This window comes from Psychrobacter sp. CX10, from assembly GCF_057621575.2.
This window is the reverse complement of sequence record NZ_CM177736.1, coordinates 1,611,900-1,635,092: the sequence shown is the minus strand read 5'-3', so window position 1 is coordinate 1,635,092 and position 23,193 is coordinate 1,611,900. Positions and strand designations below refer to the sequence as shown.

20 protein-coding genes are annotated in these 23,193 nt (G+C 38.6%); 12 read left to right on the top strand and 8 right to left on the bottom strand.

Annotated elements, in window-relative coordinates:
* The first annotated feature begins 32 nt into the window (after positions 1 to 32).
* From AC21OH_RS06650 to AC21OH_RS06635, 4 genes are all read left to right on the top strand, one after another.
* Positions 33 to 413, top strand: a complete 381-nt coding sequence (locus AC21OH_RS06650) for a LapA family protein (protein ID WP_487370653.1) — start codon at positions 33 to 35, stop codon at positions 411 to 413.
* A 407-nt stretch (positions 414 to 820) separates the two neighbouring features.
* Positions 821 to 1,570 (top strand): orotidine-5'-phosphate decarboxylase, encoded by a 750-nt coding sequence (pyrF, locus tag AC21OH_RS06645; RefSeq protein WP_487370683.1) that lies wholly within the window; start codon positions 821 to 823, stop codon positions 1,568 to 1,570.
* Positions 1,571 to 1,652: 82 nt separating this feature from the next.
* Positions 1,653 to 2,447, top strand: a complete 795-nt coding sequence (locus AC21OH_RS06640) for a metallophosphoesterase (RefSeq protein WP_487370654.1) — start codon at positions 1,653 to 1,655, stop codon at positions 2,445 to 2,447.
* A gap of 156 nt (positions 2,448 to 2,603) precedes the next feature.
* Positions 2,604 to 3,347 (top strand): histidine phosphatase family protein, encoded by a 744-nt coding sequence (locus AC21OH_RS06635; protein ID WP_486534929.1) that lies wholly within the window; start codon positions 2,604 to 2,606, stop codon positions 3,345 to 3,347.
* 348 nt (positions 3,348 to 3,695) lie between these two features.
* Here the strand turns inward: AC21OH_RS06635 and rpsT are convergent, their stop codons facing one another.
* The 3 genes from rpsT to ppsA form a co-directional block, all read right to left on the bottom strand.
* Complete coding sequence (gene rpsT / locus AC21OH_RS06630) at positions 3,696 to 3,962, bottom strand: 30S ribosomal protein S20 (protein ID WP_487370655.1); 267 nt, start codon at positions 3,960 to 3,962, stop codon at positions 3,696 to 3,698.
* A gap of 602 nt (positions 3,963 to 4,564) precedes the next feature.
* Positions 4,565 to 5,410 carry an RDD family protein gene (locus AC21OH_RS06625; protein WP_487370657.1) on the bottom strand — a complete coding sequence of 282 codons (846 nt, stop codon included), beginning with the start codon at positions 5,408 to 5,410 and terminating at the stop codon, positions 4,565 to 4,567.
* Positions 5,411 to 5,752: 342 nt separating this feature from the next.
* Positions 5,753 to 8,140 (bottom strand): phosphoenolpyruvate synthase, encoded by a 2,388-nt coding sequence (gene ppsA / locus AC21OH_RS06620; protein ID WP_486534932.1) that lies wholly within the window; start codon positions 8,138 to 8,140, stop codon positions 5,753 to 5,755.
* 601 nt (positions 8,141 to 8,741) lie between these two features.
* On the opposite strand from ppsA, the gene ppsR reads away from it, so the two are divergent.
* From ppsR to AC21OH_RS06590, 6 genes are all read left to right on the top strand, one after another.
* Positions 8,742 to 9,620 (top strand): posphoenolpyruvate synthetase regulatory kinase/phosphorylase PpsR, encoded by an 879-nt coding sequence (gene ppsR, locus AC21OH_RS06615; protein ID WP_486535042.1) that lies wholly within the window; start codon positions 8,742 to 8,744, stop codon positions 9,618 to 9,620.
* Positions 9,621 to 10,101: 481 nt separating this feature from the next.
* Positions 10,102 to 11,619, top strand: coding sequence for a Si-specific NAD(P)(+) transhydrogenase (gene sthA, locus AC21OH_RS06610; protein ID WP_487370684.1), 1,518 nt, complete (start codon positions 10,102 to 10,104; stop codon positions 11,617 to 11,619).
* A 314-nt stretch (positions 11,620 to 11,933) separates the two neighbouring features.
* Positions 11,934 to 12,359 carry an HIT family protein gene (locus tag AC21OH_RS06605; RefSeq protein WP_487370658.1) on the top strand — a complete coding sequence of 142 codons (426 nt, stop codon included), beginning with the start codon at positions 11,934 to 11,936 and terminating at the stop codon, positions 12,357 to 12,359.
* A 282-nt stretch (positions 12,360 to 12,641) separates the two neighbouring features.
* Entirely contained in the window at positions 12,642 to 12,779 is a 138-nt protein-coding gene (locus AC21OH_RS06600; protein ID WP_487370659.1) for a BCCT family transporter, read from the top strand.
* 227 nt (positions 12,780 to 13,006) lie between these two features.
* On the top strand, positions 13,007 to 14,047 hold the full coding sequence (gene dusB, locus AC21OH_RS06595; RefSeq protein WP_487370660.1) for a tRNA dihydrouridine synthase DusB: 1,041 nt from the start codon (positions 13,007 to 13,009) through the stop codon (positions 14,045 to 14,047).
* A 682-nt stretch (positions 14,048 to 14,729) separates the two neighbouring features.
* Positions 14,730 to 16,445, top strand: coding sequence for a dipeptide ABC transporter ATP-binding protein (locus AC21OH_RS06590; RefSeq protein WP_487370686.1), 1,716 nt, complete (start codon positions 14,730 to 14,732; stop codon positions 16,443 to 16,445).
* Between the two features lie 67 nt (positions 16,446 to 16,512).
* Here AC21OH_RS06590 and folE read toward each other — a convergent pair whose 3' ends face one another.
* Positions 16,513 to 17,118 carry a GTP cyclohydrolase I FolE gene (gene folE, locus AC21OH_RS06585; protein ID WP_487370661.1) on the bottom strand — a complete coding sequence of 202 codons (606 nt, stop codon included), beginning with the start codon at positions 17,116 to 17,118 and terminating at the stop codon, positions 16,513 to 16,515.
* Positions 17,119 to 17,400: 282 nt separating this feature from the next.
* On the opposite strand from folE, the gene AC21OH_RS06580 reads away from it, so the two are divergent.
* Positions 17,401 to 18,207, top strand: coding sequence for an enoyl-ACP reductase FabI (locus AC21OH_RS06580; protein ID WP_487370662.1), 807 nt, complete (start codon positions 17,401 to 17,403; stop codon positions 18,205 to 18,207).
* A gap of 288 nt (positions 18,208 to 18,495) precedes the next feature.
* Here AC21OH_RS06580 and AC21OH_RS06575 read toward each other — a convergent pair whose 3' ends face one another.
* Positions 18,496 to 18,657 (bottom strand): hypothetical protein, encoded by a 162-nt coding sequence (locus AC21OH_RS06575; protein WP_487370664.1) that lies wholly within the window; start codon positions 18,655 to 18,657, stop codon positions 18,496 to 18,498.
* 338 nt (positions 18,658 to 18,995) lie between these two features.
* Complete coding sequence (locus AC21OH_RS06570) at positions 18,996 to 20,162, bottom strand: JmjC domain-containing protein (protein WP_487370665.1); 1,167 nt, start codon at positions 20,160 to 20,162, stop codon at positions 18,996 to 18,998.
* A gap of 268 nt (positions 20,163 to 20,430) precedes the next feature.
* On the opposite strand from AC21OH_RS06570, the gene AC21OH_RS06565 reads away from it, so the two are divergent.
* Complete coding sequence (locus AC21OH_RS06565; RefSeq protein WP_486534940.1) at positions 20,431 to 20,610, top strand: NF038104 family lipoprotein; 180 nt, start codon at positions 20,431 to 20,433, stop codon at positions 20,608 to 20,610.
* Between the two features lie 82 nt (positions 20,611 to 20,692).
* Here AC21OH_RS06565 and AC21OH_RS06560 read toward each other — a convergent pair whose 3' ends face one another.
* Positions 20,693 to 21,409, bottom strand: coding sequence for a DUF2238 domain-containing protein (locus tag AC21OH_RS06560; protein WP_487370666.1), 717 nt, complete (start codon positions 21,407 to 21,409; stop codon positions 20,693 to 20,695).
* 102 nt (positions 21,410 to 21,511) lie between these two features.
* A complete protein-coding gene (gene purB, locus AC21OH_RS06555; RefSeq protein WP_487370668.1) occupies positions 21,512 to 22,915 on the bottom strand; it encodes an adenylosuccinate lyase in 1,404 nt (467 codons plus the stop codon).
* Between the last annotated feature and the right edge of the window lie 278 nt (positions 22,916 to 23,193).

The window sequence follows — 23,193 nt, the reverse complement described above, 5'->3', positions numbered from 1 at the left end:
TACTTTTCAGATCATAATACTCAGAGGTTTGTATGCGCTTTATATTGATAATTTTACTGTTCATAATATTTGGTTATTCTTTAGGTTTGGTATTAGCAAATGGTAGAGAAGTGGCGGTTAACCTTCTCTTTACCCAAGCTCCAGCAATGAATTTGGGGCTTTTATTAATATTATGTATTTTTCTGGGTGTTATTATTGGCATGCTTTTGGCATTATTGTTGTTTAAAGTGCTACAAAACAAGTGGGAAATTAACCGTTTAAATAAAGATAACAAACGTTTACAAGAGGAATTAGCGCAAGCTACTATCGCACTGGAGCATCAAGACGATTTAGATGTTAATGACAATACTGTATTTGTTGATTCACAACCTGACAGCTCAGTTACAGTAACTAAATCAAAACCTACGCTATAATGCAGTAAATTTAAACCTTTAAAATTGGATTTTTTTATCGCTGCTTTTCCCTAACTTGTCTTAAATCGATGGTGTTCAATAAATGGTCTTTAATCAGTAGTTTTAAATAAGCGGCAATTTATAATCACTATTAAGTTGGTTATATAACGTAAGTGATATGATAACGACCTTTATTCAATAAAGGTCGTTTTTTTTCTTTGATTTATATTTAAATAGCAGTATAGATTTTTTAGCGATTTCAAGCATCATCCTTTATACTTACTATATACCCCCCTATATTGAATATGAGCATTAATTTTTTAATTGGAGTCATTGTGAGCCCATCTTCTTCGGATAAACCGCATCATTCAAATAATAATTCAGAGCAATTAATAGTGCCTGATTCAACGATAACGCCTTCTGATTCAATGATAACGTCTTCTGATTCAACGATAACGTCTTCTGATTCAACCGCGTCACCAATAGCGTCACCTATTATAGTTGCAATCGATAAGAACTCACTGTCTGATGCTTTAACGTTAGCAGATCAATTAGATCCTAAGCACTGTCGTTTAAAAGTAGGTAAAGAGTTATTTACCAGATGTGGCCCGAAAGTCATTAGAGAACTACATAAGATGGGATTTGAAGTATTTTTAGATCTCAAGTTTCATGATATTCCTAACACCACGGCTCAAGCAGTATTGACCGCAGCAGATATGGGCGTGTGGATGGTAAATCTTCATGCCAGTGCAGGCTTGACTGCCATGCAAGAATCTAATAACAGATTGAAGCATGGTGGCTATGATACGTTGCTCATTGCGGTAACCGTATTAACCTCAATGGATCAAAATGAGCTGAACCTTATTGGCATTGAGGCAAGTGTCGATGCACAGGTGGAGCGCTTAGCACTATTAACAAAAGAGGCGGGGTTAGACGGGGTGGTCTGCTCAGCACAAGAAGCTGAACGACTAAAAGCGCTATGTGGAAAAGACTTTAAATTAATAACTCCAGGTATACGTGCTTTAGAAGATACTACTGATGATCAAAAACGTATTTGTACGCCGCAGCAAGCCATGCAAAATGGTTCTGATTATTTGGTTATTGGACGCTCTATAACTCAATCAAAGTTGCCAACGCAAAAATTGGAGACTATATTAGATTCTATTAACGCTTTATAAGCTTTGAAGTTGTTGATTTTAATTAAATAATAGCCATATATGGGTTATAGAGAGTTTAATACATGTATGTTGATAGGATGTTATGAAACTTCAAATTGTAAGTGATCTTCATATAGACAGTTATGCGAAAAGGAATCAGCCTTTAGGCCGTATTCCACAAACGACTGCGGATATCATTTTAGTTGCAGGTGATACTGCCAATAGTGATTCAGGTATGGCATGGCTACAAGATCAAGCCCGCGAAAATAACAAACCCATCATTACTATTGCGGGTAATCATGAATATTTTTCTGAAGACATTCTGACTTTTGATAAGCAGCTGCAAAGTTGGGATAATTACGATGCTCATAACTTCTCAGGCGTTAGGGTATTACAATGTCATGAATTTGATGTCGATGATATCCGAATTTTGGGATGTACGCTATGGACAGACTATGAGTTTGAATCCACGCCGCAAACACGTGATGCGGTGATGGCCTTTATGCGTGACTATCGTGCAATACGTGCAGGAGAGCAGCTATTTTCTCCTGAACTATCTATCCAAATCCATCATCAACATAGACGGTGGTTAAAGCAAGCCTTGATTAAAGCACAAGCTGATGACAAACGAGCTATTGTTATGAGTCATCATAGTGTTAGTCCAAGATCAGTGTCTAAAAAATATGCGGACCTACCTAGTAATGCTGCTTTTGTTACCGATATTAGTCATTGGATGCATGAGTCTTGGGCTCCAGTACTCTGGGTGCATGGGCATACTCATGAAGCTTTTGACTACGTTGAGGGTAATACGCGAGTAGTGGTCAATCCTCGTGCTTATCCCGGTGAGATTAGCAGTACAAAGTTAGAGTTTGATTGGGCTAAAGTGGTCGAGATATGATACGCTTATTGAATAACTTGGACTAAGTTTGTTGTATTAAAGTTTGTGTATACTAAATTTTCTATAAATTATAAAGAATCTTAAATTAACATCTATAACGTCTGAACTCTTATAGTCTTAACTTTTATATTGTACAAGGCAACTACTATCGAAACAATGATACCTTCTAAGCGTCTTAGTTTAGCACCTGCGCCTGCTCATTTACCTGAGAGTATGATTCATTCTATTAAACATCTACCGAATAATCATGAACGTCTGATATTGTTTACTCGGCATTCGTTACGAGAGCGATCTACTGGTCAAGGTTTTGCTAGTGCAGATTTACCGTTAACACCCAAAGGTAGGGTATTGGCTAAATCATGGGGTCGCTGGTTGTCTGAATATTTGCCTTATTCGCTGGATACCCCTAGTATCGCAAGTCCAATATGGCGATGTGTTGATACTGCAAAGCTTATGCAAGATGGCGCAGGGGTTGAACAACCCATATCACATGAGTCGCTACTGGTAGAGCCTGGAAGTTTGGTAATTGATTCCAAAAAAGCGAACGAAAAGTTTAAAAAGATAGGTGCTTTAAATTTTATTAATGCTTTTTTAAGAGATGATTTAACCAGTACTAAATCAGCTCAAAAAGGCGGTTTAGATTTGCTATCGTTATTATATGACTCTCAGCCTGAACCCGGGTTTTTATCGCTTGCGGTAAGTCATGACACACTTCTGGCTGCGTTCTTAGGGGTGATGCTAGACGCGAACGACATAACTTGGGATGATTGGCCTAAAATGATGGAAGGCGTTTTTATGTGGTTTGATGACAAACCCTTCGAAGAAGCCACCGCCAACTTGGTTTGGCGCGGTCAAAGATTTGAAGTACCGTCCTCTCGATTGCTACTGCCTCGTAAGTGATTCGCTCAACAGAAATTCAAGCTATAGTTGAAGAAGTCTGGATTGGTTACAAGGTAACTTGATGCAAGTATTCATAACGCAAATACTATAGTCAAAGAACTTTAAAGTAGTCACAAGGCAACCGAGTGCAAGTACTACTAGGGTAGGCTTAACGAGGTTAACACCGTGACTCTTTATAAGTTCGCTGACTATACTTATGTAGGCGTAGAGGGGTAATGCCGTAATCGGTTAGTAGTTCACTGATATTAGTTCGCTGATTATAGAACCAATAAAAAAAGCCCTCAACAGTGTTGAGGGCTTTGTCTTACTTCAATAATCCAAATTAGCTAAAACTAATTAATTTGCCAATTAAGCTTTAAGTGCTTTTATGGCTTTGTTATAGCGGCTTTTACGACGAGCTGCTTTATTCTTATGAATAACGCCTTTGTCCGCCATACGATCAATAACAGGTACAGCTTTGTTAAAAGCTTCAGTAGCTGCATCGTAATCGTTTTCAGCGATAGCTGAATCAACTTTTTTCATATAAGTACGAATCATCGAACGCTGTGAAGCAGCATGTTGACGACGAGAGTTATTTTGACGTGCGCGTTTACGAGCTTGTGCTGAGTTAGCCACGGATGTCTCCTTGGTAGAATTTGCTTACTAAATTAGGACTCAGTATTAAATACTGAAAATATAAAAAATCAATCGCTTAAAATTAAGACTAATTGACTCAACATAATATTAAGAAATTTACAAAAAACTTTTTAAACAGTCTGGTTATAAAACAATCTAAAAGTTGACTGGGTTAAGTTTGTCCACTTTAGCCATTATGGATCTGAGACTATCCACAGGCTAGCTATAAATAGCTATAGTCAGCGAACTACTAAACGGTTACAGTGTTTACCTCGTTAAGTCTACTCGAGGAGTACTTGCACTCGGTTGCCATGTAACCATTTTAGACGTCTTTGACTATATGGTGACAACATAAATAATTTGAATAAGCAGCCAGTTCGTTCAAATTTAAATATCGTCATTGACACAAATTTGGAATATTATCTTTGTGTGCAAATTGAAGCGGATTATTTTAACAAACTTAGCGCTTAAACACAATATTAATAGTGGTAAACATACAGGTTTTGATAATTATAAAGGTTTGGTAAACATAGAGACTTGATTATACCCTGCACCTATTACACTTACCCGTTTTTTAAAGCTTAGATTATTAAGTAAGTTATCTATTTTTTATTCAACTGAGAAGGTCTTGCTTTAACGACATAAGTCTTAGCAACTTTATCATGTAAACTACGACGCTGCTTATCGATAACCATCATAACAAAATCAACAACCAAAATCACTTGTCCAATAGTGGGAATGCTATAAGCAAGGTTTGTTAGTACAGTACGTATCAATATAATGTTAGTGACTGAAGGCAAGTTTTTAGATTCAACATCCAAAATACGAACACCTGTAATGAGTTTACCAATACTTTGACCACGTTTGACAAGTAAGAATATTTGGACGATAAATAAAGCAAATATTAAAAACCATGTCATTGTAGCAAGATGCGTAGGAATGGTTTCTGCTATCGTACCTAACAGCGCAGGGTCTTGAACAGCGGCTTGTAGCTTCTCAAAGTCAAAATCCATACCCGATAACAGTGGTATTAAGCATAAAAGCGCTAAAATCTGATCAAGAACTACTGCTAATACGCGACTACTGATAGTGGCCAATTCAGATGAAGCATTGGCTACCAACGCACCAGGTTTCTTAGACATACCTACTGTTTTATTAGGAGGATTTGGCGCAGGTGAAATGGTATTTTCACTTTTAACATCAGGCTCGTTATTCCCATATAGCTCTGCGACTGATACACGTTTGTTCGTGTCAGGCGCATTATTGCTAGTCTGCGGGGTATAATGGCTAGTCTCATAGGTCATAGTGCCCACACGAACCCACTGATCCATACCTTCATGCCACATTAAATCATTAAGGTCGACCTCACCTGTCGCTAGCATGTTATTAAGCTGTTCAAGTGAATAAGGTCCAGCTTGAACGCCATTTCTCGCCAGAAATATTTTCATAAAACGATAACCCTTTTTAATGTTTAATTATTTATATGCGGCTTTAATTTGATAATCCAATCTTGAAGGTTAATCTATTTATCTCAACCAATCTATACGTACTATAATCAATGTATCTTGACCTATTGTAGGTCTTTAATACAATTATTAAAATTGAACCTAGGCGTATATAGCAAAACGACCACAATGATCATAAATTTGATTATTGCGGCCGGATACGACATTTTAAGTTCTAATGCATTTAAAATGCTGAAACTGATTAATACTTATTAAGCCTCTTAATATCGACAACTTAAAAGAATGAATTGAAATAGCCTCATTCAAACTAAACCTAATCTAAAATCAGGCATTAGCATTAGCGTTGTCATCATTGGCTAAGAACATCCAAGTATCAAGAACTGAGTCTGGGTTTAAAGAAACAGAGCTAATACCTTGTTCCATCAACCAGTAAGCTAGATCTGGATGATCTGATGGGCCTTGACCACAAATACCCACATATTTATTCTGCTTGTGACAGGCTGAAATTGCCATAGATAATAATTTCTTAACCGCAGCATCACGCTCATCAAATAGGTGAGACACAATACCTGAATCGCGGTCTAAACCTAGAGTCAATTGCGTTAAATCATTAGAACCGATAGAGAAACCATCGAAATATTCTAAAAACTCATCTGCAAGTAGGGCATTGGTAGGCAGCTCACACATCATAATAAGCTCTAGGCCATTGGTGCCACGCTTAAGACCATTTTTCTCAAGAATCTCAACCACTTCCTTAGCTTCATTGGTGGTTCGGACAAACGGAATCATGATCTTAACATTGGTTAAGCCCATATCATCGCGGACGCGTTTTAGCGCACGACACTCAAGCTCAAAACAATCACGGAAATTATCCGATACATAGCGACTTGCACCACGGAAGCCAAGCATTGGGTTTTCTTCTGATGGCTCGTACAATTTACCACCAATTAGATTGGCGTATTCATTTGATTTAAAATCAGACATACGCACAATTACTGGCTGCTCTCTAAATGCCACTGCTAATGTCGAGATACCTTCAACCAGTTTATCAACATAAAAATCAACAGGGGAAGCATATCCAGAGATACGTTCTTTAACTGCTTGAGATACTTCTCGTGGTAGTGTATTCATGTTTAGTAGCGCTTTTGGATGCACACCAATCATACGATTGATAATGAATTCCAAACGGGCTAGGCCAACACCAGCATTCGGTATTTGAGCAAATGAGAAGGCGCGATCTGGGTTACCCACATTCATCATGATCTTGAAAGGCAGCTCTGGCATGGCTTCAATTGAATTGCTTTGAATTTCAAAATCCAAAATACCTTCATAAATGAAGCCCGTATCGCCCTCTGAGCAAGAAGCAGTTACTTCTTGACCATCTGTCAATAACTCAGTGGCATTACCACAACCAACAATTGCAGGAACCCCTAATTCACGAGCAATAATGGCAGCGTGACAAGTACGGCCGCCACGGTTGGTAATGATAGCTGAAGCGCGTTTCATGACCGGTTCCCAATCAGGATCTGTCATATCTGAAACCAGAACATCGCCAACTTCAACTTTATCCATTTCATTTAGGTTGTTAACAACACGAACTTTACCCGCGCCAACACGCTGACCAATCGAACGGCCTTCACAAATCACTTTAGCGCCTTGACTTTGAATGAGGTAACGTTCCATAACGTTTGTATCTTGACGGCTTTTGACGGTTTCTGGACGGGCTTGCACAATAAACAATTTGCCTGAATCACCATCTTTTGCCCACTCGATATCCATCGGTTGGCCATAATGCTTCTCAATAGTAACGGCTTGCTTAGCCAGTTCATTTAACTCATCAGTCGTTAAAGAAAACTGATTACGATCTTCTTTTTCGACATCAACAGTTTTAACTGAACGAGCGGTACTGCCTTCATCGCCATATACCATTTTCTGATGCTTACTACCTAAGTTACGACGAACAACAGCAGGTTTGTTCTGTTCTAATAGGGCTTTTGATAAATAAAACTCATCAGGGTTAACCGCACCTTGAACGACCATTTCACCCAAACCATAGCTTGAAGTGATAAACACCACTTCATCAAAGCCACTTTCTGTGTCTAGGGTAAACATAACGCCAGCAGCGCCAGTTTCTGAGCGTACCATACGCTGAATACCTGCTGATAAGGCAACACCAGCATGTTCAAACCCTTGATGAACACGGTATGAAATAGCACGGTCATTATATAAAGAGGAGAATACTTCTTTTATAGCGATTAATACGTTATCAATGCCGCGGATATTTAAATAAGTTTCTTGTTGACCTGCGAATGATGCATCTGGTAAATCTTCTGCAGTTGCTGAAGAACGTACAGCAACAGCGATATCTTCGCCTTCACTCATTATCTCAAAAGCATCACGAATTTCTTGCTCTAATGACGCTGGTAGTTCTTGTTCAATAATCCAATTACGGATTTTTTTACCGGTTTCAGTCAGTTTGTTGACATCATCAACATCTAGATTATTCAACTCATCGTTAATTTTATCCAGTAGACCAGTTTCAGTAAGAAAATTGTTGAAGGCAGCAGCAGTAGTTGCAAATCCGCCTGGTACACTAACACCTAGGTCTGATAGATGGCTAATCATTTCGCCTAATGAGGCGTTTTTACCGCCGACTGTTTCGACGTCGTTTTTGCCTAACTTGTCAAGGGTAATAACTTGCGGTGTTGTCATGATAACTCCAGGAAATAAGGTCATTTTTTCAAATTATACCGCTATTTCGGTAATTTGTGTATGGTTAACTATTAAAATTTATATAAACTATGCATAATCTTATGACTTAATAGTCCATAAAGACGTTTAAATATTAATTGCGATATTAAAGAGTTTATAAATTCGCATAGCTTGCGACTTCTATATAAAGTCAGCGGCTTTTATATTTAGTTAAAAACTGAATATAAGATTCATGAGTGCACTGATGTTATACAAATTTAATTTAGGTATGGGAGCAAACTATATCATCCATAATTAATAATCGTCTACTTAAGGGTATGGGTGAAATGTATTGAATATATAACTTAATCAATTTTAGTATGATTAATCGTTTGTTATCGCTAATAGAATCAACATGGTGATTTAAATAAGTTATTATTTATAGCAGCAATTAGCTGAGTACGAGTTATAGCAGCAGTTAACTGAGTACGAGTTTAGTAACCCTACTGCTATACTGGTATTTATTCGACAGACCCTAGACTAGAATAAGTTTATAAAAAATTTTCGCTTTTGATTTAGATATTTTGACTATATTAGGAATGGTATGGAAAGTTTAGACAATATGCTATCGGCAAAGCCGACAATTCAAAATAGAAGTGCCTTGGCGGTAGATAAACCTCAGATTATCAGAGTCGCTTTTTTCATCTCAGATGGTACAGCCATTACCGCTGAAACACTCGGCCGCTCAATTTTAAGTCAATTTGCGAGTGTGCCTTTTGAGACACGGGTCATACCCTATGTAGATAGTGTTGAAACGGCGCAAATTGCCGTAAAGCATATCAATAAAGCTTATCAGACTACAGGAATACTGCCGCTGGTTTTTGATACTATTGTTGATCCAGATATTCGTGAAGTAATTAATTCTGCTCAAGCTTGTAATCTTGATATGTATGAAGGGCTGATAGGGCGTATTACTGATGAAATTGGCGTTGAACCTGATGTTCATTCTGGGCATGCTCACGACAATGTGGATTCAGAAACCTATAAATCCAGAATAGACGCTGTGCATTTTGCATTGGATAATGATGATGGGGCACGTACGCGTCAATATGACATGGCAGATATCATTCTAATTGGTGTGTCTCGTTCTGGCAAAACGCCCACCTCATTGTACTTAGCCTTACAGTTTGGTATCCGAGCTGCCAATTATCCATTAACCGAAGATGACTTGTTCGACAATCAACTGCCTAAGGCGTTACAGCCGCACCGAGGCAAATTGTTTGGATTGATTATTGATACCGAACGTTTGCAGAAGATTCGTCAAGAGCGACGGGCTGGTAGCCGCTATGCCAGTTATAAGCAATGTGAAGAAGAGCAACGCGCCATCCAAGCTATATATATGACCCAAAGTATACCAAGCTTAAATGTGTCACAAATGTCAGTAGAAGAGATTGCAACACGTATTTTACAAATCACAGGATTAAAACGTCGTATTGGGTAGCCGTAAATTAATGCTTTTTGTAAGCTATTTACTGTTAACTGTCAAATAACCTGATAACTATTTATCCCATACTTATTTACTTATAAAACCCATACTTATCTACTTATATAAAAGGTATTAGGTTCAGTTAACAGGTCTAGAACAATCTGGGCTAAATTCCAAAATTAATAATTGATATAATAAACCAATCATAATTTTTTGAGAACAGTATAACTTTCAAACTACGTATAGCTTAAAAATAGACTTAATATCTTTTGAAGCTCAGTATCTTTTTAAACCAAATGCTTATTAATACTGATTAATTTAAACAAAGTTTAAAAAAAAACCAGATTAATGAATACCCAATTAAAATGAGGACGATATGACAAAAAAACGCAAAGGTGATGAGACCAATGACATTAGAGAGTCTAAAAATAATGTAGAAGTATCTAACCAAGACAGCGGTGATGCGCCTCAACATCAGCCTAATGCTGACCAAAATATGCTTACCTCGAAGCCAAAAGAGGATACACATCAAATCTTCCATCCCAACCTAATAAGCCCACTGGATAATGACCGTATTCGTATCAACTCTGGATACACTAGAGACTCTGAGCGAATTAAGACAGATGCGCATGAGTACGAATATGATGCGGTGGTTATCGGTGCCGGTCCTGCTGGCGAAGCGGCAGCCATGAAGCTTGCAAAGGGGGGTAAAAAAGTCGTTGTTGTAGACCCGCGCGATAAAGTAGGGGGCAACTCTGCTCACGTGGGTACAATACCGAGTAAAGCGTTACGTCAATCTGTCTTTAACCTCATTAATTACCGCCGTGACCCATTATTCTCACAAGGGTTAGATTATTATCAAGTTCCTTTAAATAAAGTGCTTACTAAGGCTCGAAAAGTGGTTCGTAGTCAAGTGGAAACGCATACGCGGTTTTATGAGCGCAATCAAATTGAAGTACGTCATGGCTGGGCAAGTTTTAAAGATAAGCATACTTTAAGAATTGAGCTTGGAGATGGTTTGGGCTATGAAACCATCACTTTTAATAAAGCCATTATTACGGTAGGTAGCCGTCCTTATCATCCTGAATTATTAGACTTCACACATCCTCGCGTATTTGATTCAGACAAAATCTTGCAAATGGATTATGTGGTTAACAAAATAATCATTTATGGTGCGGGCGTAATTGGCTGCGAATACGCCTCTATATTCACAGGACTTGGCTACAAAGTTGATCTAATTAATAGTCATGATGAATTACTGACATATCTGGATAAAGAAATCAGTGATGCCTTAGCGCATGACTTTAGACAATTCGGCGTTTTAGTGCGTCATAATGAAGAGATAGAAAAGCTTGAGACGTATGAAGATTATGTGGTGCTGCATCTCAAAAGCGGTAAGCGTATCAAATCAGACGCTATATTATGGTCTAACGGACGCTCTGGCAATACTGAAAGCTTAAATTTAGAAGCCGTTGGTCTTAAAGCCAACAAACGTGGTCAGTTAAAAGTTGATGATACCTATTGTACTGAGGTTGATAATATTTATGCGGCTGGTGATGTTATTGGTTGGCCCTCGCTTGCATCCGCAGCTTATGACCAAGGGCGCTGTGCTGCGGCATTTATGATAGGGGATGAGGATGCTGAACCCGTTTCAAGTGTGCCAACGGGTATTTATACTATTCCAGAAATCTCAAGTATTGGTAAAACTGAGCAGGAACTGACCGACGAACGTGTGCCTTATGAAGTGGGTCAAGCGTTTTTCAAACACTTAGCCCGTGCTCAAATTATTGGTGAGCGTACTGGTGTCCTTAAAATATTATTCCACCGCGAAACGCTTGAAATATTAGGTATCCATTGCTATGGCAACCATGCTTCTGAAATTATTCATATTGGTCAAGCCGTCATGAAATGTAATAACACGCTCGAGTATTTTGTAAATACGACGTTCAATTATCCGACGATGGCTGAGGCTTACCGGGTAGCTGCATTAAATGGTTTAAATAGAGTTTTTTAATAGTTTAGCTTTCTAATGGCTTAGCTAAGCTATCTAACCATTTTACTATTTAAAATATGGATATCATTCAAAAGATTTAAATTAACGAGACTGCTATAGGCAGTCTTCTTTATTGATGATCAGACCTTTATATTTAAATGATAAATTGATTATCATAGATTTTTGTCTAAAAGTTTGTTCACAATAAAATAGGTGTCATAGACTTTCAAACGCTAACTATTGTTACCGTGTCAGTTTGTGCTAGTTTGTAGGTGTGGAGAATATTTTTTTTCAGTTTTGTACTATAGATTGCTAACTTCATTAAGGAGATAATTATGACCACACAAACGTATCAGGATGATAATATTTTCGCCAAAATGTTGAAGGGTGAGATTCCATGTCATAAGTTGTATGAAGATGATAAGACGTTGGCATTTATGGATATTATGCCTCAAGCGAAAGGTCACGTTTTAGTGATACCCAAACAAAAAGCGGTTGACTTGTCTCAGCTTGAGCCAGAGTACGCAAGTGCGGTGTTAATGACTGCTAAGAAAGTTATGCAAGCTCAGCGTCAGGTGTTTAATCGAGAAGGAATTGTACAAATGCAGCTAAATGGTTCGGAAGCGGGTCAAACTGTGTTCCATTATCACGTGCATCTTATTCCATCTAGCATCCATGAGCTAGGTAAACACGCAGTTAGTCAAGCAGATATGGAAGAGCTTGCTGCTCAAGCCAAGCAACTAGCTGATGCGATCACTTAACACGTCATTCACTAAATTCGTCATTCATTAAATTAGTCATTAGTTACTCACCCTGTTACTAGGCCACTAGCTCTTCCTAAGGTAAGATTAAGCTAGGCTCAGATCATGCTGAACCCAATTGTGAATATAGCGAATGGTTTAAGATGATGTTTTAGGCAGGCTATGGTATTGCGCTACTATTTTATGGTGTTTATGAACCAGTGGTGCATTTTGCAGACCCAACAATTTTAACGACAAAGGTCATCTTCAACGTCAAAGGCCATCAACGCTGCAAAAGACGCCATGCAAATCGGCTACTTCCAATGGGGTTTACATACCTGGTCAAATTATACCTTTACTGGACTGGTATTGGCTTATTTAGGATTTAGACATGGGTTACCCTTGTTCATGCGCTCAACTCTATTTCCAATGATTGGTTAAAATATTTATGGGCCAGTTGGACATTTTGATGATGTTATTGATCTAAAATTTGAGATAGCTTAGGGTTATCTTATAATAAATTTGATAATTACCATATCAAGAAAACTATTGGAAATCCTACAAATGGTAGGCTTATTAAGGTTAGCACCTTAATCGTTTAGTAGTTCAGTCTATAGTATATAACTTTTCATAATTTAACCTTTATCATAAATAGTACAGAGTGAGACATGAATCAGCCTTCTATCAGCAATACGTTGGTCAAACCTCATAAATTATTAGAACCGCTTAATGTCGGTGGGCTTGAGATACAAAATTGTCTTATGGTTGCGCCTATGGCGGGCGTGACGGACAACCCGTTTAGACGGCTATGTAAATCTTTCGGTGCAGGGCATGCGGTGAGTGAAATGATGACCGCAGATGCCACTTTATATGCGCATAAAAAATCCCTATTTAGAGCTAACTTTGATGGAGAGATAGCCCCGATATCGGCACAAATTGCGGGCGCGGATGTGGATAAGCTTGCAGAAGCTGCCCAGTATCAAGTCAATAATGGTGCGCAAATTATAGACATAAATATGGGATGCCCCGCAAAAAAAGTATGTAGAAAACTTGCGGGATCTGCTTTATTAAAAGACGAGGCGTTGGTCGCACGGTTGTTAGACGCTACAGTAGCGGCGGTAGATGCGCCAGTAACGCTAAAAACGCGATTGGGATTTACTAATGGTGAAGAAAATATATTGAGGATTGCAAAACGAGCAGAAGAAGCAGGTATAGCTGCCATAGCGATTCATGGTCGTACCAGAGAAGATAATTATAGCGGTGATGCTCGCTATGATCTTATAAAAGAAGTAAAGCAATCGATCAGTATTCCTGTTATTGCAAATGGTGATATTGATAGCCCGCAAAAGGCAGTTGAGGTATATAATAAAACAGGCTGTGATGCCATCATGATTGGCCGCGCTGCGCAAGGTCAACCGTGGCTGTTTCGCGATATTAGGCACTATCTACTGACAGGTGAACTACTTGAGCCGCCAACCTTTGATGAATTAAAAGAAATCGTGTTGTCACATTTAGAAGCGCTATATGCGTTCTACGGTGAATATTCAGGGTGCCGTATCGCTCGCAAACACATTGCTTGGTACACTTCAGGTATAGAAGATTCAAATGCATTTAGGCAGGCCATGTATGGTGAAGAAACCACAGCAGGGCAATATAACGTAGTGCAAGACTTTTTGTCCTCTAATAAAGTAAGAGAAGCCTGTCATTAACAGGCTCTAACTACCAATCCCTAACATAATGGCATTCTAGGGCGTGTGGAACATTCGACCATGGCACTGGCGGAGACTATTTTTTAGGCAATATGCAGTGAAATTTTGGACGCTTAGTCATTCTAAGTTAGACAATTTCGCAATATATTGGCAAAAAAGAGTCCCGCCCTTTTAGGCTGATGCTAAAATCGCCCCAGACGTTGTTGCAAACCTAGTCAAGGTCTAGACATTAACTGCGGTTTGCGCCTAGTCTGGAACAATTTAAGCTATCAGCAGTGCTAATTTGCGAATGTTCCACACGCCCTAATAAATAACGCCTTAAACTACCGTGGTTTAAAACTATCACGCCTTAAGACTATTACACCTTAAGACTATCACACCTTAAGACTATAAAATCATTTGGTCAGGCTTAACCTGATCTTAGTTTAACTTTGAGATTATATATATGGTTAGCAATGAAAACGATACCCGTGACGCTTTAACCTCAAACACATCAGTCCTATTAGGATCAACTCTGCCATCATCAAAATTGTTAATATCTAAATCGGAATCATCAATTCTGGCATCAACTCAATTGTCAGCATCAGAATCGACATCATCACTAATGTCAGCTGCAGATATTTTATCAACAGCAATTTCATCAACAGCAATTTCATCAACAAAGTTAAATGCTGATCAATCTATGCTAGATAATTCGATACAAGATAGATCTAGCACTTTGCAAGCATTGGAGCCTGTTCTTAGCGTTAATCATTTAAATATTAAGTCAGATAGCAATACGTTGGTACATGATCTATCGTTTGAAGTGTCGCGTGGTGAAACCTTAGCTATCGTCGGAGAGTCAGGCTCAGGTAAGTCCTTATCAACCTTGGCGTTGTTGGGTTTGACCTCTAAGCAGTTGGCTGTAAAAGGTGAAGCGACTATTTATGAAAAGGGAAGCACGTTAGATGACTCCGGACTATCCTTACCTATTCTTCATCATCCATTAGATAGCTTAGCGCGCCAATGCAAACGTGATAAAGCCCTAAAACACGTTCGCGGCAGTAAAATAGGTATGATATTTCAAGAGCCTATGACGGCGCTCAATCCCCTGCACACCGTTGGCAAGCAAATTCAAGAAAGCTTGCAACTTATAGGCACACCCAAGCATCAAATCAAATCTCGCATTATTCAACTGTTAAATGATGTCAATATTAAAGACCCTGAATCCAAATTGTCTAGATATCCGCATGAATTGTCGGGTGGTCAACGCCAGCGTGTGATGATAGCTATGGCATTAGCTCAGAATCCCCTGATATTAATTGCTGATGAGCCTACCACTGCCTTAGATGTCAGCCTTCAACATGACATACTTGAGTTATTAAACCGATTAAAAAATGAACATGGTATGGCGATGATTCTAATTAGCCATGATTTAAATTTAGTTAGACGTCATAGCCACAGAATTATTGTCATGAAACAAGGTGAGGTGATAGAAAAGGGGGATAGTGATAGCATTTTTTTAAACCCGAACAGCCCTTATACTCAAACCTTGATTGAACAAGATTTTGGTAAGGTACATCCAATACAAAAACAAAACTTAGAGCTTGAGCCTGTTTTAAATGTAGATAGCTTATCTATAGAATTTCCTGCTAAAAAATCTATATTAGGCAGTACCAAATCATGGATGACAGCAGTCAATAAAGTTAGTTTTCAGTTAGGTAAAGGGGCGTCATTAGGTATTGTCGGGGAGTCAGGGTCAGGAAAAACCAGCATTGCATTGGCTTTAACTCGATTGTTAGGTAATGACGCCAAGGTAACAGGGCATATAGAGGTTAATGGTCAAGATATAAATAGCCTAAGCAGTAAGCAACTACGCGCATTTCGTTCACAAATTCAAATGGTATTTCAAGATCCATTTGCCAGTATCAATCCTCGGTTTAATATCATGCAGATTATTGAAGAAGGATTACTGGTCAAGGGAGTAACGCCTGCGCAAAGAAAAAGTGCTGTATTTGAAGTTCTTGAAACGGTGCAACTGCCTGAGGATTTTGCATATCGATATCCGCATGAGCTCTCTGGCGGTCAAAGGCAACGTGTGGCATTGGCTAGGGCGTTAGTAATGCGGCCAAAGCTTATAATATTAGATGAGCCCACATCTGCATTAGATAGCAGCACGCAAATCGCAGTAGTAAAGCTACTAAGACAAATCCAACTTGAGAATGGCATCAGTTACTTATTTATCAGTCATGACTTAAATGTCGTAAGAGCACTCTGCCACAATATTATTGTGATTCAATCGGGTGAATGTGTAGAATACGCATCGACAGAGCAACTATTTAATCAGCCTACCCATCCATACTCAAAATTGTTGATTAAAACCAGTGTTAACAATGCTACTTTTGATAGCCAGTTATAAGCTCAGTAGCACTCTTAACCAATAGTTATTTTAGTTTAAAACTATACAATACTCGATGGGTTCAAATTTAGAGTTTAGAGAGGGGTAACGCCTGCAAAAACTCACTACGTGCTTGAGTGTCTGATTTATAGACACCAAGCATCGACGTCGTACGGGTGCTAGAGTTTTGTTTGCTGACACCGCGCATCATCATACACATGTGTGATGCATCCATGACTACGGCCACGCCATGACAGTCGGTAATCTCCATGATTGCTTCCGCCACTTGCTTAGTCAGGTTCTCCTGAATCTGTAAGCGTCTAGAAAACATGTCGATGATGCGTGCAACTTTAGACAACCCTAGTACCTTACCATTTGGAAGATAGCCAACATGGGCAACCCCATGAAATGGCAATAAATGATGTTCACATAAGGAATAAAACTCTACATTGTGCACCAACACCAGCTCAGAATTATCGGTTGGAAAGACAGCTTTATTGGTCACTTCTTCAAGTGATTGATGATATCCTTGGGTGAGATATCCAAATGCTTTAGACGCGCGTGTTGGTGTATCAATTAATCCAGGGCGACTTAAATCCTCTCCAGTTGATGCTATTAATTGAGCATACAAATCAGGATCAGGAAGTTGAGGTTGTATAATGGTTTCGGACGAATTATTTATAGAATCACACATAGTTATACGTAGCTAAAAGAAAGATGGGTATAGCTTAACGACTTCAATTTAATTGTAAAGGTCTTTATTAAAATTATGTGGGGTAATTTGTATATTGCAATGGTTAACAGTCCTTCGTAATGGTTAAATGGTTCTCATTAATGTGATAAGCATTGCGATACAATAGTTCTAAAGATATAGACTTAAAAACATTCTAAAATAATTATCTACGAAAAATATCAATTCAATTTCATATAACATAACTAAGCAAAATGTGAACTTAAATCAGTTGGGACAATAAATATGCTACTTCAAGGAAAACGATTCGTTGTTACGGGAATTGCGAGCAAATTATCTATTGCTTGGTCCATCGCTGAGGCGCTCCATAGAGAAGGGGCGTCGTTAATACTGACTTATCCCAATGATAAAATGAAAAAACGGGTAGACATGGCTGCGGATAAATTCGAAGCAGACATGGTGCTACGCTGCGATGTGGCTTCAGATAAAGATATTAGTAGTTGTTTTGCGGCCGTAACCGAACATTGGGGGGATGGGATAGATGGTGTTGTGCATGCCATTGGGTTTGCACCTGCAGATGAGCTTAATGGCGACTTTACTGAGGTTACGACGCGTGAGGGTAGTCAAATAGCACATGATATATCTGCCTATAGCTTTGTTGCACTTGCAAAAGCGTCTCGTAGTTTACTTGCCAAACGTAAGGGGTCTTTATTGACGCTAACCTATCAAGGTAGTACCGCCGTTCTACCCAATTATAATGTGATGGGCATGGCAAAAGCCAGTTTAGAAGCCAGTGTGCGATATTTGGCTAGCTCTCTCGGTGCAGACGATATTAGAGTCAATGCTGTATCGGCTGGACCTATTCGTACTTTAGCAGCAAGTGGTATCAAGTCGTTCAGAAAAATGCTTGATGTCAATGCCAAACTTGCCCCATTGCAACGAAATGTGAGCCAAGCAGAGGTGGCGAATGCCTCTTTATTTTTATTATCACCTTGGGCCTCAGGTATTACTGGCGAGATATTGTTTGTAGATGGTGGTTTTAATACGGTTGCGATTAGCAATGCTTTATTAGATGTAGATTTTGAAGATTAATGTCGTTTTTGATCTACTAAATGTCGTTATTGATCTACTAAACGGTAACGGTGTTAACCTTGTTTAGCTTAAATAAGCGTCATTAAGCCTATATGAAAAATACTAGAATTCAGTTGCGAGATAATCATTTTGCACTACTTTGACTATAGTATGGCATACATATTCTATTAGAATTTTATATTAGCTCATAAATGATTTTATAGTCCAAAACAATAAAAGACGCTAAAAAGCGTCTCTTATTTTTTCTGAATTGCTAACTAACAAATAAGTTTATTTTAATAAATTAAATTAGTTGATGTTGTCTTCTTCACTGTGATCTTCATGCTCATGTATGCCTTGCATCATATCTAGAGCTGAATCATCTGTGCGTTGTTGATCTTCTTTATTTAAGTGATCTTGGTTGATATCCGTTCTTGCCATTTTAGTAGTTTTACATGCGTCGTTTGACATTGATGATCTCCCTTATCTATAAGTTATTGAAAATAATAGACAAAACATTTGTCTAACCCAATAACAAATTTTGCGAATTATTAGTACAAGCTTTTGGTTTAAATCTTTATCGTAATAACCTATTATAAAAGTAATAAAATTTATGTGTGTTTACATATGTAAACTAATAATATTATATAGTTAATTAATCACTATTTTAAATCAAATGTGTCTTAGCTGTAGACTTTTATAAATCAAGGGGTAACTCAGTCTTAGTAGCAAGTGTGTATGTTATGAAATTTTTGAGTTTTTAACATTAGATAGTTAGCTAACTACTGCAACACCAAAATATTATTAACCTAAAAATCTAACCATACCCAACTGTTTTCAAGCCAAGTGATAACAGACGAATTATCAACGTGTACCTCGTTCATATCTCTAATATTTATAGAGTGACCATCAGCCAAACGCTGCAATAGCTTCGCCTCAAAGTCACCAATATCATCTAAAGGTTGTCCATTTGCATATACCTTCAGTTGACCATCAAGCTCTGTATAAATAAGACGACTACTGAAATCAGGTTTTAAAACCGCACCGTCTTCGAGGGCTTGTTGTAGCTCCTCTGCTTCTATGGTCTCTTCAGGAACTAGCAGTTCATATTGACGTTTACTCACCACCTCACTGACTGCTTCGGCGAGTAGCTGATCCCCTTGATTAGAGTGTAGCAATTGCAACAAGTACTGTTTAATTTGATCAATACTGTCTTGAGTTAGCTTACCAGATGCATGTAGGGGCTGCTCTAAAAGTAGTGGCGTGAACAATGAGGGCTGCGTGGTAGCTGCATCGACCAAACTGTCTAAAACTTGCATAAGGTTGGGACGTCGAAAGCCAAAAGAGAAGGTAAGGCAGTCATCTTGTGCGACCCCAAAATGAGAAAGTTTGGGCGGTACATAAAGCACATCACCAGGCGCTAAGACTTCATCAAACACGATATCTCCCATATCATCAAAGATTCGAATGGGCTGGTTTTCAATGAATTCAGTTCGCTCATCGCAATATTTGCCTAACTGCCAGCGTCTGTGCCCATATCCTTGCGCAAGAAAAACATCATAGTCATCATAATGCTTACCCACAGAACCTCCTGCCGGCGCATACGACACCATGATGTCATCTCGCTGCCACTGAGGTATAAAACCAAAGGAATTCCAAAGTTGACCGAGCTCAGGAGACCACTGTTCCAGATTCTGCACCAGGACGGTCCATTGCTCGGGTAGGTCAGCAAACATGCCTTCGTTTAAAGGGCTCTGCTGTAATTTCCATTGATCGGCATCCTTCGAGGCATGTTGAGTTAGAAGTCGTGATGTTGCGGCTTCATCAAGACTGAGTCCTAGAATGTCATCTGGCTCAAACATGTCTTTTAGTTGCGGTAGACCTTGTTTAATGAGCAGTGGTTTTTTTTGCCAATAGTCGGCTAAAAACTGCTCAGGCGTTATGTGTTCTGGCAGACAGTAGAGTATCTCATTCATGTTGAGTCTTTAAACCTTTAATTTTTAATCTTTATATACAATGAGGATGTAACCTTAATATAAATTGATTCGTTTAGCTTAATAGATGGGCTAAATTGAAAATTAGGCTATGTAAAAATTAAAATATTTAAAATCTTTAAATATTTATAATTGAGGCTTTAGCAAAGCGATAATATGGTTTAAGATTGTACCTATTCGCCCATCATGAATTCGCACATCTTTGAATTCGCACATCTTTGAATTCGCTCATCAATGACAACAGTCAATTATGAATAAATTAACATTCTTAACCATTATTATCAGTAGTATCTTTTTACAAGCGTGTTTACACAAAGTCGTTACCGTACCTGTTAAAGTAGCTTATAAAACTACCAAAGGCGTTGTCAAAGGCACAGTAGCAGTCACCAAAGCAGTTATACCAGGTGGGGATGATGATAAAGACGATTAGTAGAGACTAAAGGTAAATTAAGGTGCTATGTTTATCAGGTGCCATGCTTAAATTAGCTTAACTTAAAAAGGTAAGTCATTTTTTAAACGTTATTGTGTTTAATACTGACATTATTGTTATTGTCCGCTTTTGTAGATTCTGCATGAATATAAATAACAATTGCAGTAATAAGTGCACCCACAAATGCTAGCAAAATGTCCTTTTGAGCATCCCAGATATCGCCCTGTTGACCATTATAAGCTTCAGCAGATTCTGGGGATAGGGTGATACCTAGTATCCATTCAAATAATTCATAAAGCGCACTGGTCGCAAGATTAAATTGTAATGCTAATAACAGCACGCCTTTTAAAGTTAAGCTAGGTATCAGACGTTTAAACACATCTGCCATTAAAGGCAGCAATAACAAACCATAGCTAAAATGTACCAGTCTATCGTACATATTACGTTGCCAGCCAAACGCTTTGTTCAAGTCAAAACCAAGTAGACTTTGTAGCCATTCATTATAGGGAACATAGGAATACAAAAACCTTGCACCTATGATATGGATAATAATAAACACACTCGCCAGCACAAACGAGGTAGTTGACGTGGCAAGGTAGCGATGGCACAGCCAAACCATCACCATAAAAATAACCGTGCCCATTTGGTGTAGTAAGTAGTCCTGCCAATTGAGCGGAAAACTCAACGGAAAAAGAGTTACTGCACTCATTGCCACAACGACCGCTATCAAACTGATAATAACTGGGCGCTCAAGACCTATATAAGAAGCTTTAGTTGAGTCAAGATGTTTATCATGCATTTTTAACTTCTCATTGTCTGCTATTGACTATTTAAGCTGACAGTCTCAATCTAAAAGCGACAACCTCAATACGATTAACCCTAAAAGCTTAAGATTAAAGCTTTAAAGCTTGGCAATCCACTCTTCAATCGCTAACGCTTGCTCATCGGCATTACCAATATAAGTCGCAGGCGTAAGCTCTAGTAAACGCTGTTTATCCGCATCTGGTACCGCATCTAACTCATTGCCATTCACAAACTCAAGCATTTTTTCACGGGTCATGGCTTGACCACGCGTTAATGCTTTTAATTTCTCGTATGGGTTTTCAACTCTATAACGGCGCATTACAGTTTGGATAGGCTCAGCCAATACTTCTTGGGCGTTATCTAGATCACTATTAAGCTTCTCTGGATTGACTTCTAATTTGCCAATACCTTTTAGGCACGCATCATAAGCAATCATACTTTGCGCCAGTCCAACGCCAATATTGCGCAGTACAGTAGAGTCTGATAAGTCGCGCTGCATACGCGAGATAGGCAGTTTTTCACCTAAATGCGCTAACATAGCATTCGCTACGCCTAAGTTACCTTCTGAGTTTTCAAAGTCGATTGGGTTTACTTTATGCGGCATGGTAGAAGAGCCGACTTCGCCTTCTTTAAGCTTTTGCTTGAAATAGCCTAAGCTAATATATTGCCAAATGTCACGGTTATAGTCTATCAATACGGTATTGAAACGGCGTACTGCATCAAATAATTCTGCTATATAGTCGTGCGGTTCAATCTGAGTGGTATAAGGATTAAATTTCAATCCTAAACGTTCGGTAATAAAGTTCTGAGCATGTTCAGCCCAGTCTATTTGAGGATATGCTGATAGATGTGCGTTGTAGTTACCCACGGCACCATTAATTTTACCCAATAGTTCTACTTGATTGATTTGCTTGATTTGACGTGCCAAGCGATAGGCAACATTTGCCATCTCTTTACCCAAAGTAGTCGGACTTGCGGTTTGACCATGCGTACGCGATAACATGGGCTGATTGGCATGTTCTTTGGCCAAGTCCACAATAGAATCGGTGACTGATTGCAGTTTTTTTACGACTATTTCACGGCTATCTTTTAGCATTAAGGCATACGATAGATTATTAATGTCTTCAGAAGTACAGGCGAAATGGATAAACTCAAGGCTATCTTCTAACTGAGCATTCCCCTTGAATTTATTTTTGATAAAGTATTCGACCGCTTTAACATCATGGTTAGTGGTTTTTTCGATGTCTTTTATTGACTGAGCATCTGCTTCGCTGAAGTTTGATACGATACCGTTTAGGAAATCATTAGTTTGAGCATCGAATGGTTTTAGCTCGGTAATAGCATCATTATCAGCCAACGATTGTAACCAGCGAATTTCGACAGTCACACGGGCTTTAATGAGCCCAAACTCAGACAAATGCTCGCGTAGCGCATCAGCTTTGCTAGCATAGCGACCGTCAATTGGGGATAGGGCAGTTAATGCAGATAAAGAGGCAGACATAGATATCCTTTAACTCAGTGGGTTGGTGTCGACGTATTATAAATCTGATATAGTCAGCGAACTTATAGAGAGTCACGTTGTTAACCTCGTTAAGCCTACCCTAGTAGTACTTGCACTCGGTTGCCTTGTGACTACTTTAAAGTTCTTTGACTATATATATTGTGATAATTGATTTTATTATAAAAACAACTCAATTATAGCAATATATACTCTATAGTTTTCAATAATAAGTCTAATTCTATTGAATTAAATAAGTCATTAACATATAGTAGCTTTGA

Excerpts from the sequence above, each read along its gene's own strand:
- AC21OH_RS06650 (WP_487370653.1), top strand. The coding sequence starts at position 33 with ATGCGCTTTATATTGATAATTTTACTGTTCATAATATTTGGTTATTCT.
- pyrF (WP_487370683.1), top strand. The coding sequence starts at position 821 with ATGATAACGTCTTCTGATTCAACGATAACGTCTTCTGATTCAACCGCG.
- AC21OH_RS06640 (WP_487370654.1), top strand. The coding sequence starts at position 1,653 with ATGAAACTTCAAATTGTAAGTGATCTTCATATAGACAGTTATGCGAAA.
- AC21OH_RS06635 (WP_486534929.1), top strand. The coding sequence starts at position 2,604 with ATGATACCTTCTAAGCGTCTTAGTTTAGCACCTGCGCCTGCTCATTTA.
- AC21OH_RS06625 (WP_487370657.1), bottom strand. The coding sequence starts at position 5,410 with ATGAAAATATTTCTGGCGAGAAATGGCGTTCAAGCTGGACCTTATTCA.
- ppsA (WP_486534932.1), bottom strand. The coding sequence starts at position 8,140 with ATGACAACACCGCAAGTTATTACCCTTGACAAGTTAGGCAAAAACGAC.
- ppsR (WP_486535042.1), top strand. The coding sequence starts at position 8,742 with ATGCTATCGGCAAAGCCGACAATTCAAAATAGAAGTGCCTTGGCGGTA.
- sthA (WP_487370684.1), top strand. The coding sequence starts at position 10,102 with ATGCTTACCTCGAAGCCAAAAGAGGATACACATCAAATCTTCCATCCC.
- AC21OH_RS06605 (WP_487370658.1), top strand. The coding sequence starts at position 11,934 with ATGACCACACAAACGTATCAGGATGATAATATTTTCGCCAAAATGTTG.
- AC21OH_RS06600 (WP_487370659.1), top strand. The coding sequence starts at position 12,642 with ATGCAAATCGGCTACTTCCAATGGGGTTTACATACCTGGTCAAATTAT.
- dusB (WP_487370660.1), top strand. The coding sequence starts at position 13,007 with ATGAATCAGCCTTCTATCAGCAATACGTTGGTCAAACCTCATAAATTA.
- AC21OH_RS06590 (WP_487370686.1), top strand. The coding sequence starts at position 14,730 with ATGCTAGATAATTCGATACAAGATAGATCTAGCACTTTGCAAGCATTG.
- folE (WP_487370661.1), bottom strand. The coding sequence starts at position 17,118 with ATGTGTGATTCTATAAATAATTCGTCCGAAACCATTATACAACCTCAA.
- AC21OH_RS06580 (WP_487370662.1), top strand. The coding sequence starts at position 17,401 with ATGCTACTTCAAGGAAAACGATTCGTTGTTACGGGAATTGCGAGCAAA.
- AC21OH_RS06575 (WP_487370664.1), bottom strand. The coding sequence starts at position 18,657 with ATGTCAAACGACGCATGTAAAACTACTAAAATGGCAAGAACGGATATC.
- AC21OH_RS06570 (WP_487370665.1), bottom strand. The coding sequence starts at position 20,162 with ATGAATGAGATACTCTACTGTCTGCCAGAACACATAACGCCTGAGCAG.
- AC21OH_RS06565 (WP_486534940.1), top strand. The coding sequence starts at position 20,431 with ATGAATAAATTAACATTCTTAACCATTATTATCAGTAGTATCTTTTTA.
- AC21OH_RS06560 (WP_487370666.1), bottom strand. The coding sequence starts at position 21,409 with ATGCATGATAAACATCTTGACTCAACTAAAGCTTCTTATATAGGTCTT.
- purB (WP_487370668.1), bottom strand. The coding sequence starts at position 22,915 with ATGTCTGCCTCTTTATCTGCATTAACTGCCCTATCCCCAATTGACGGT.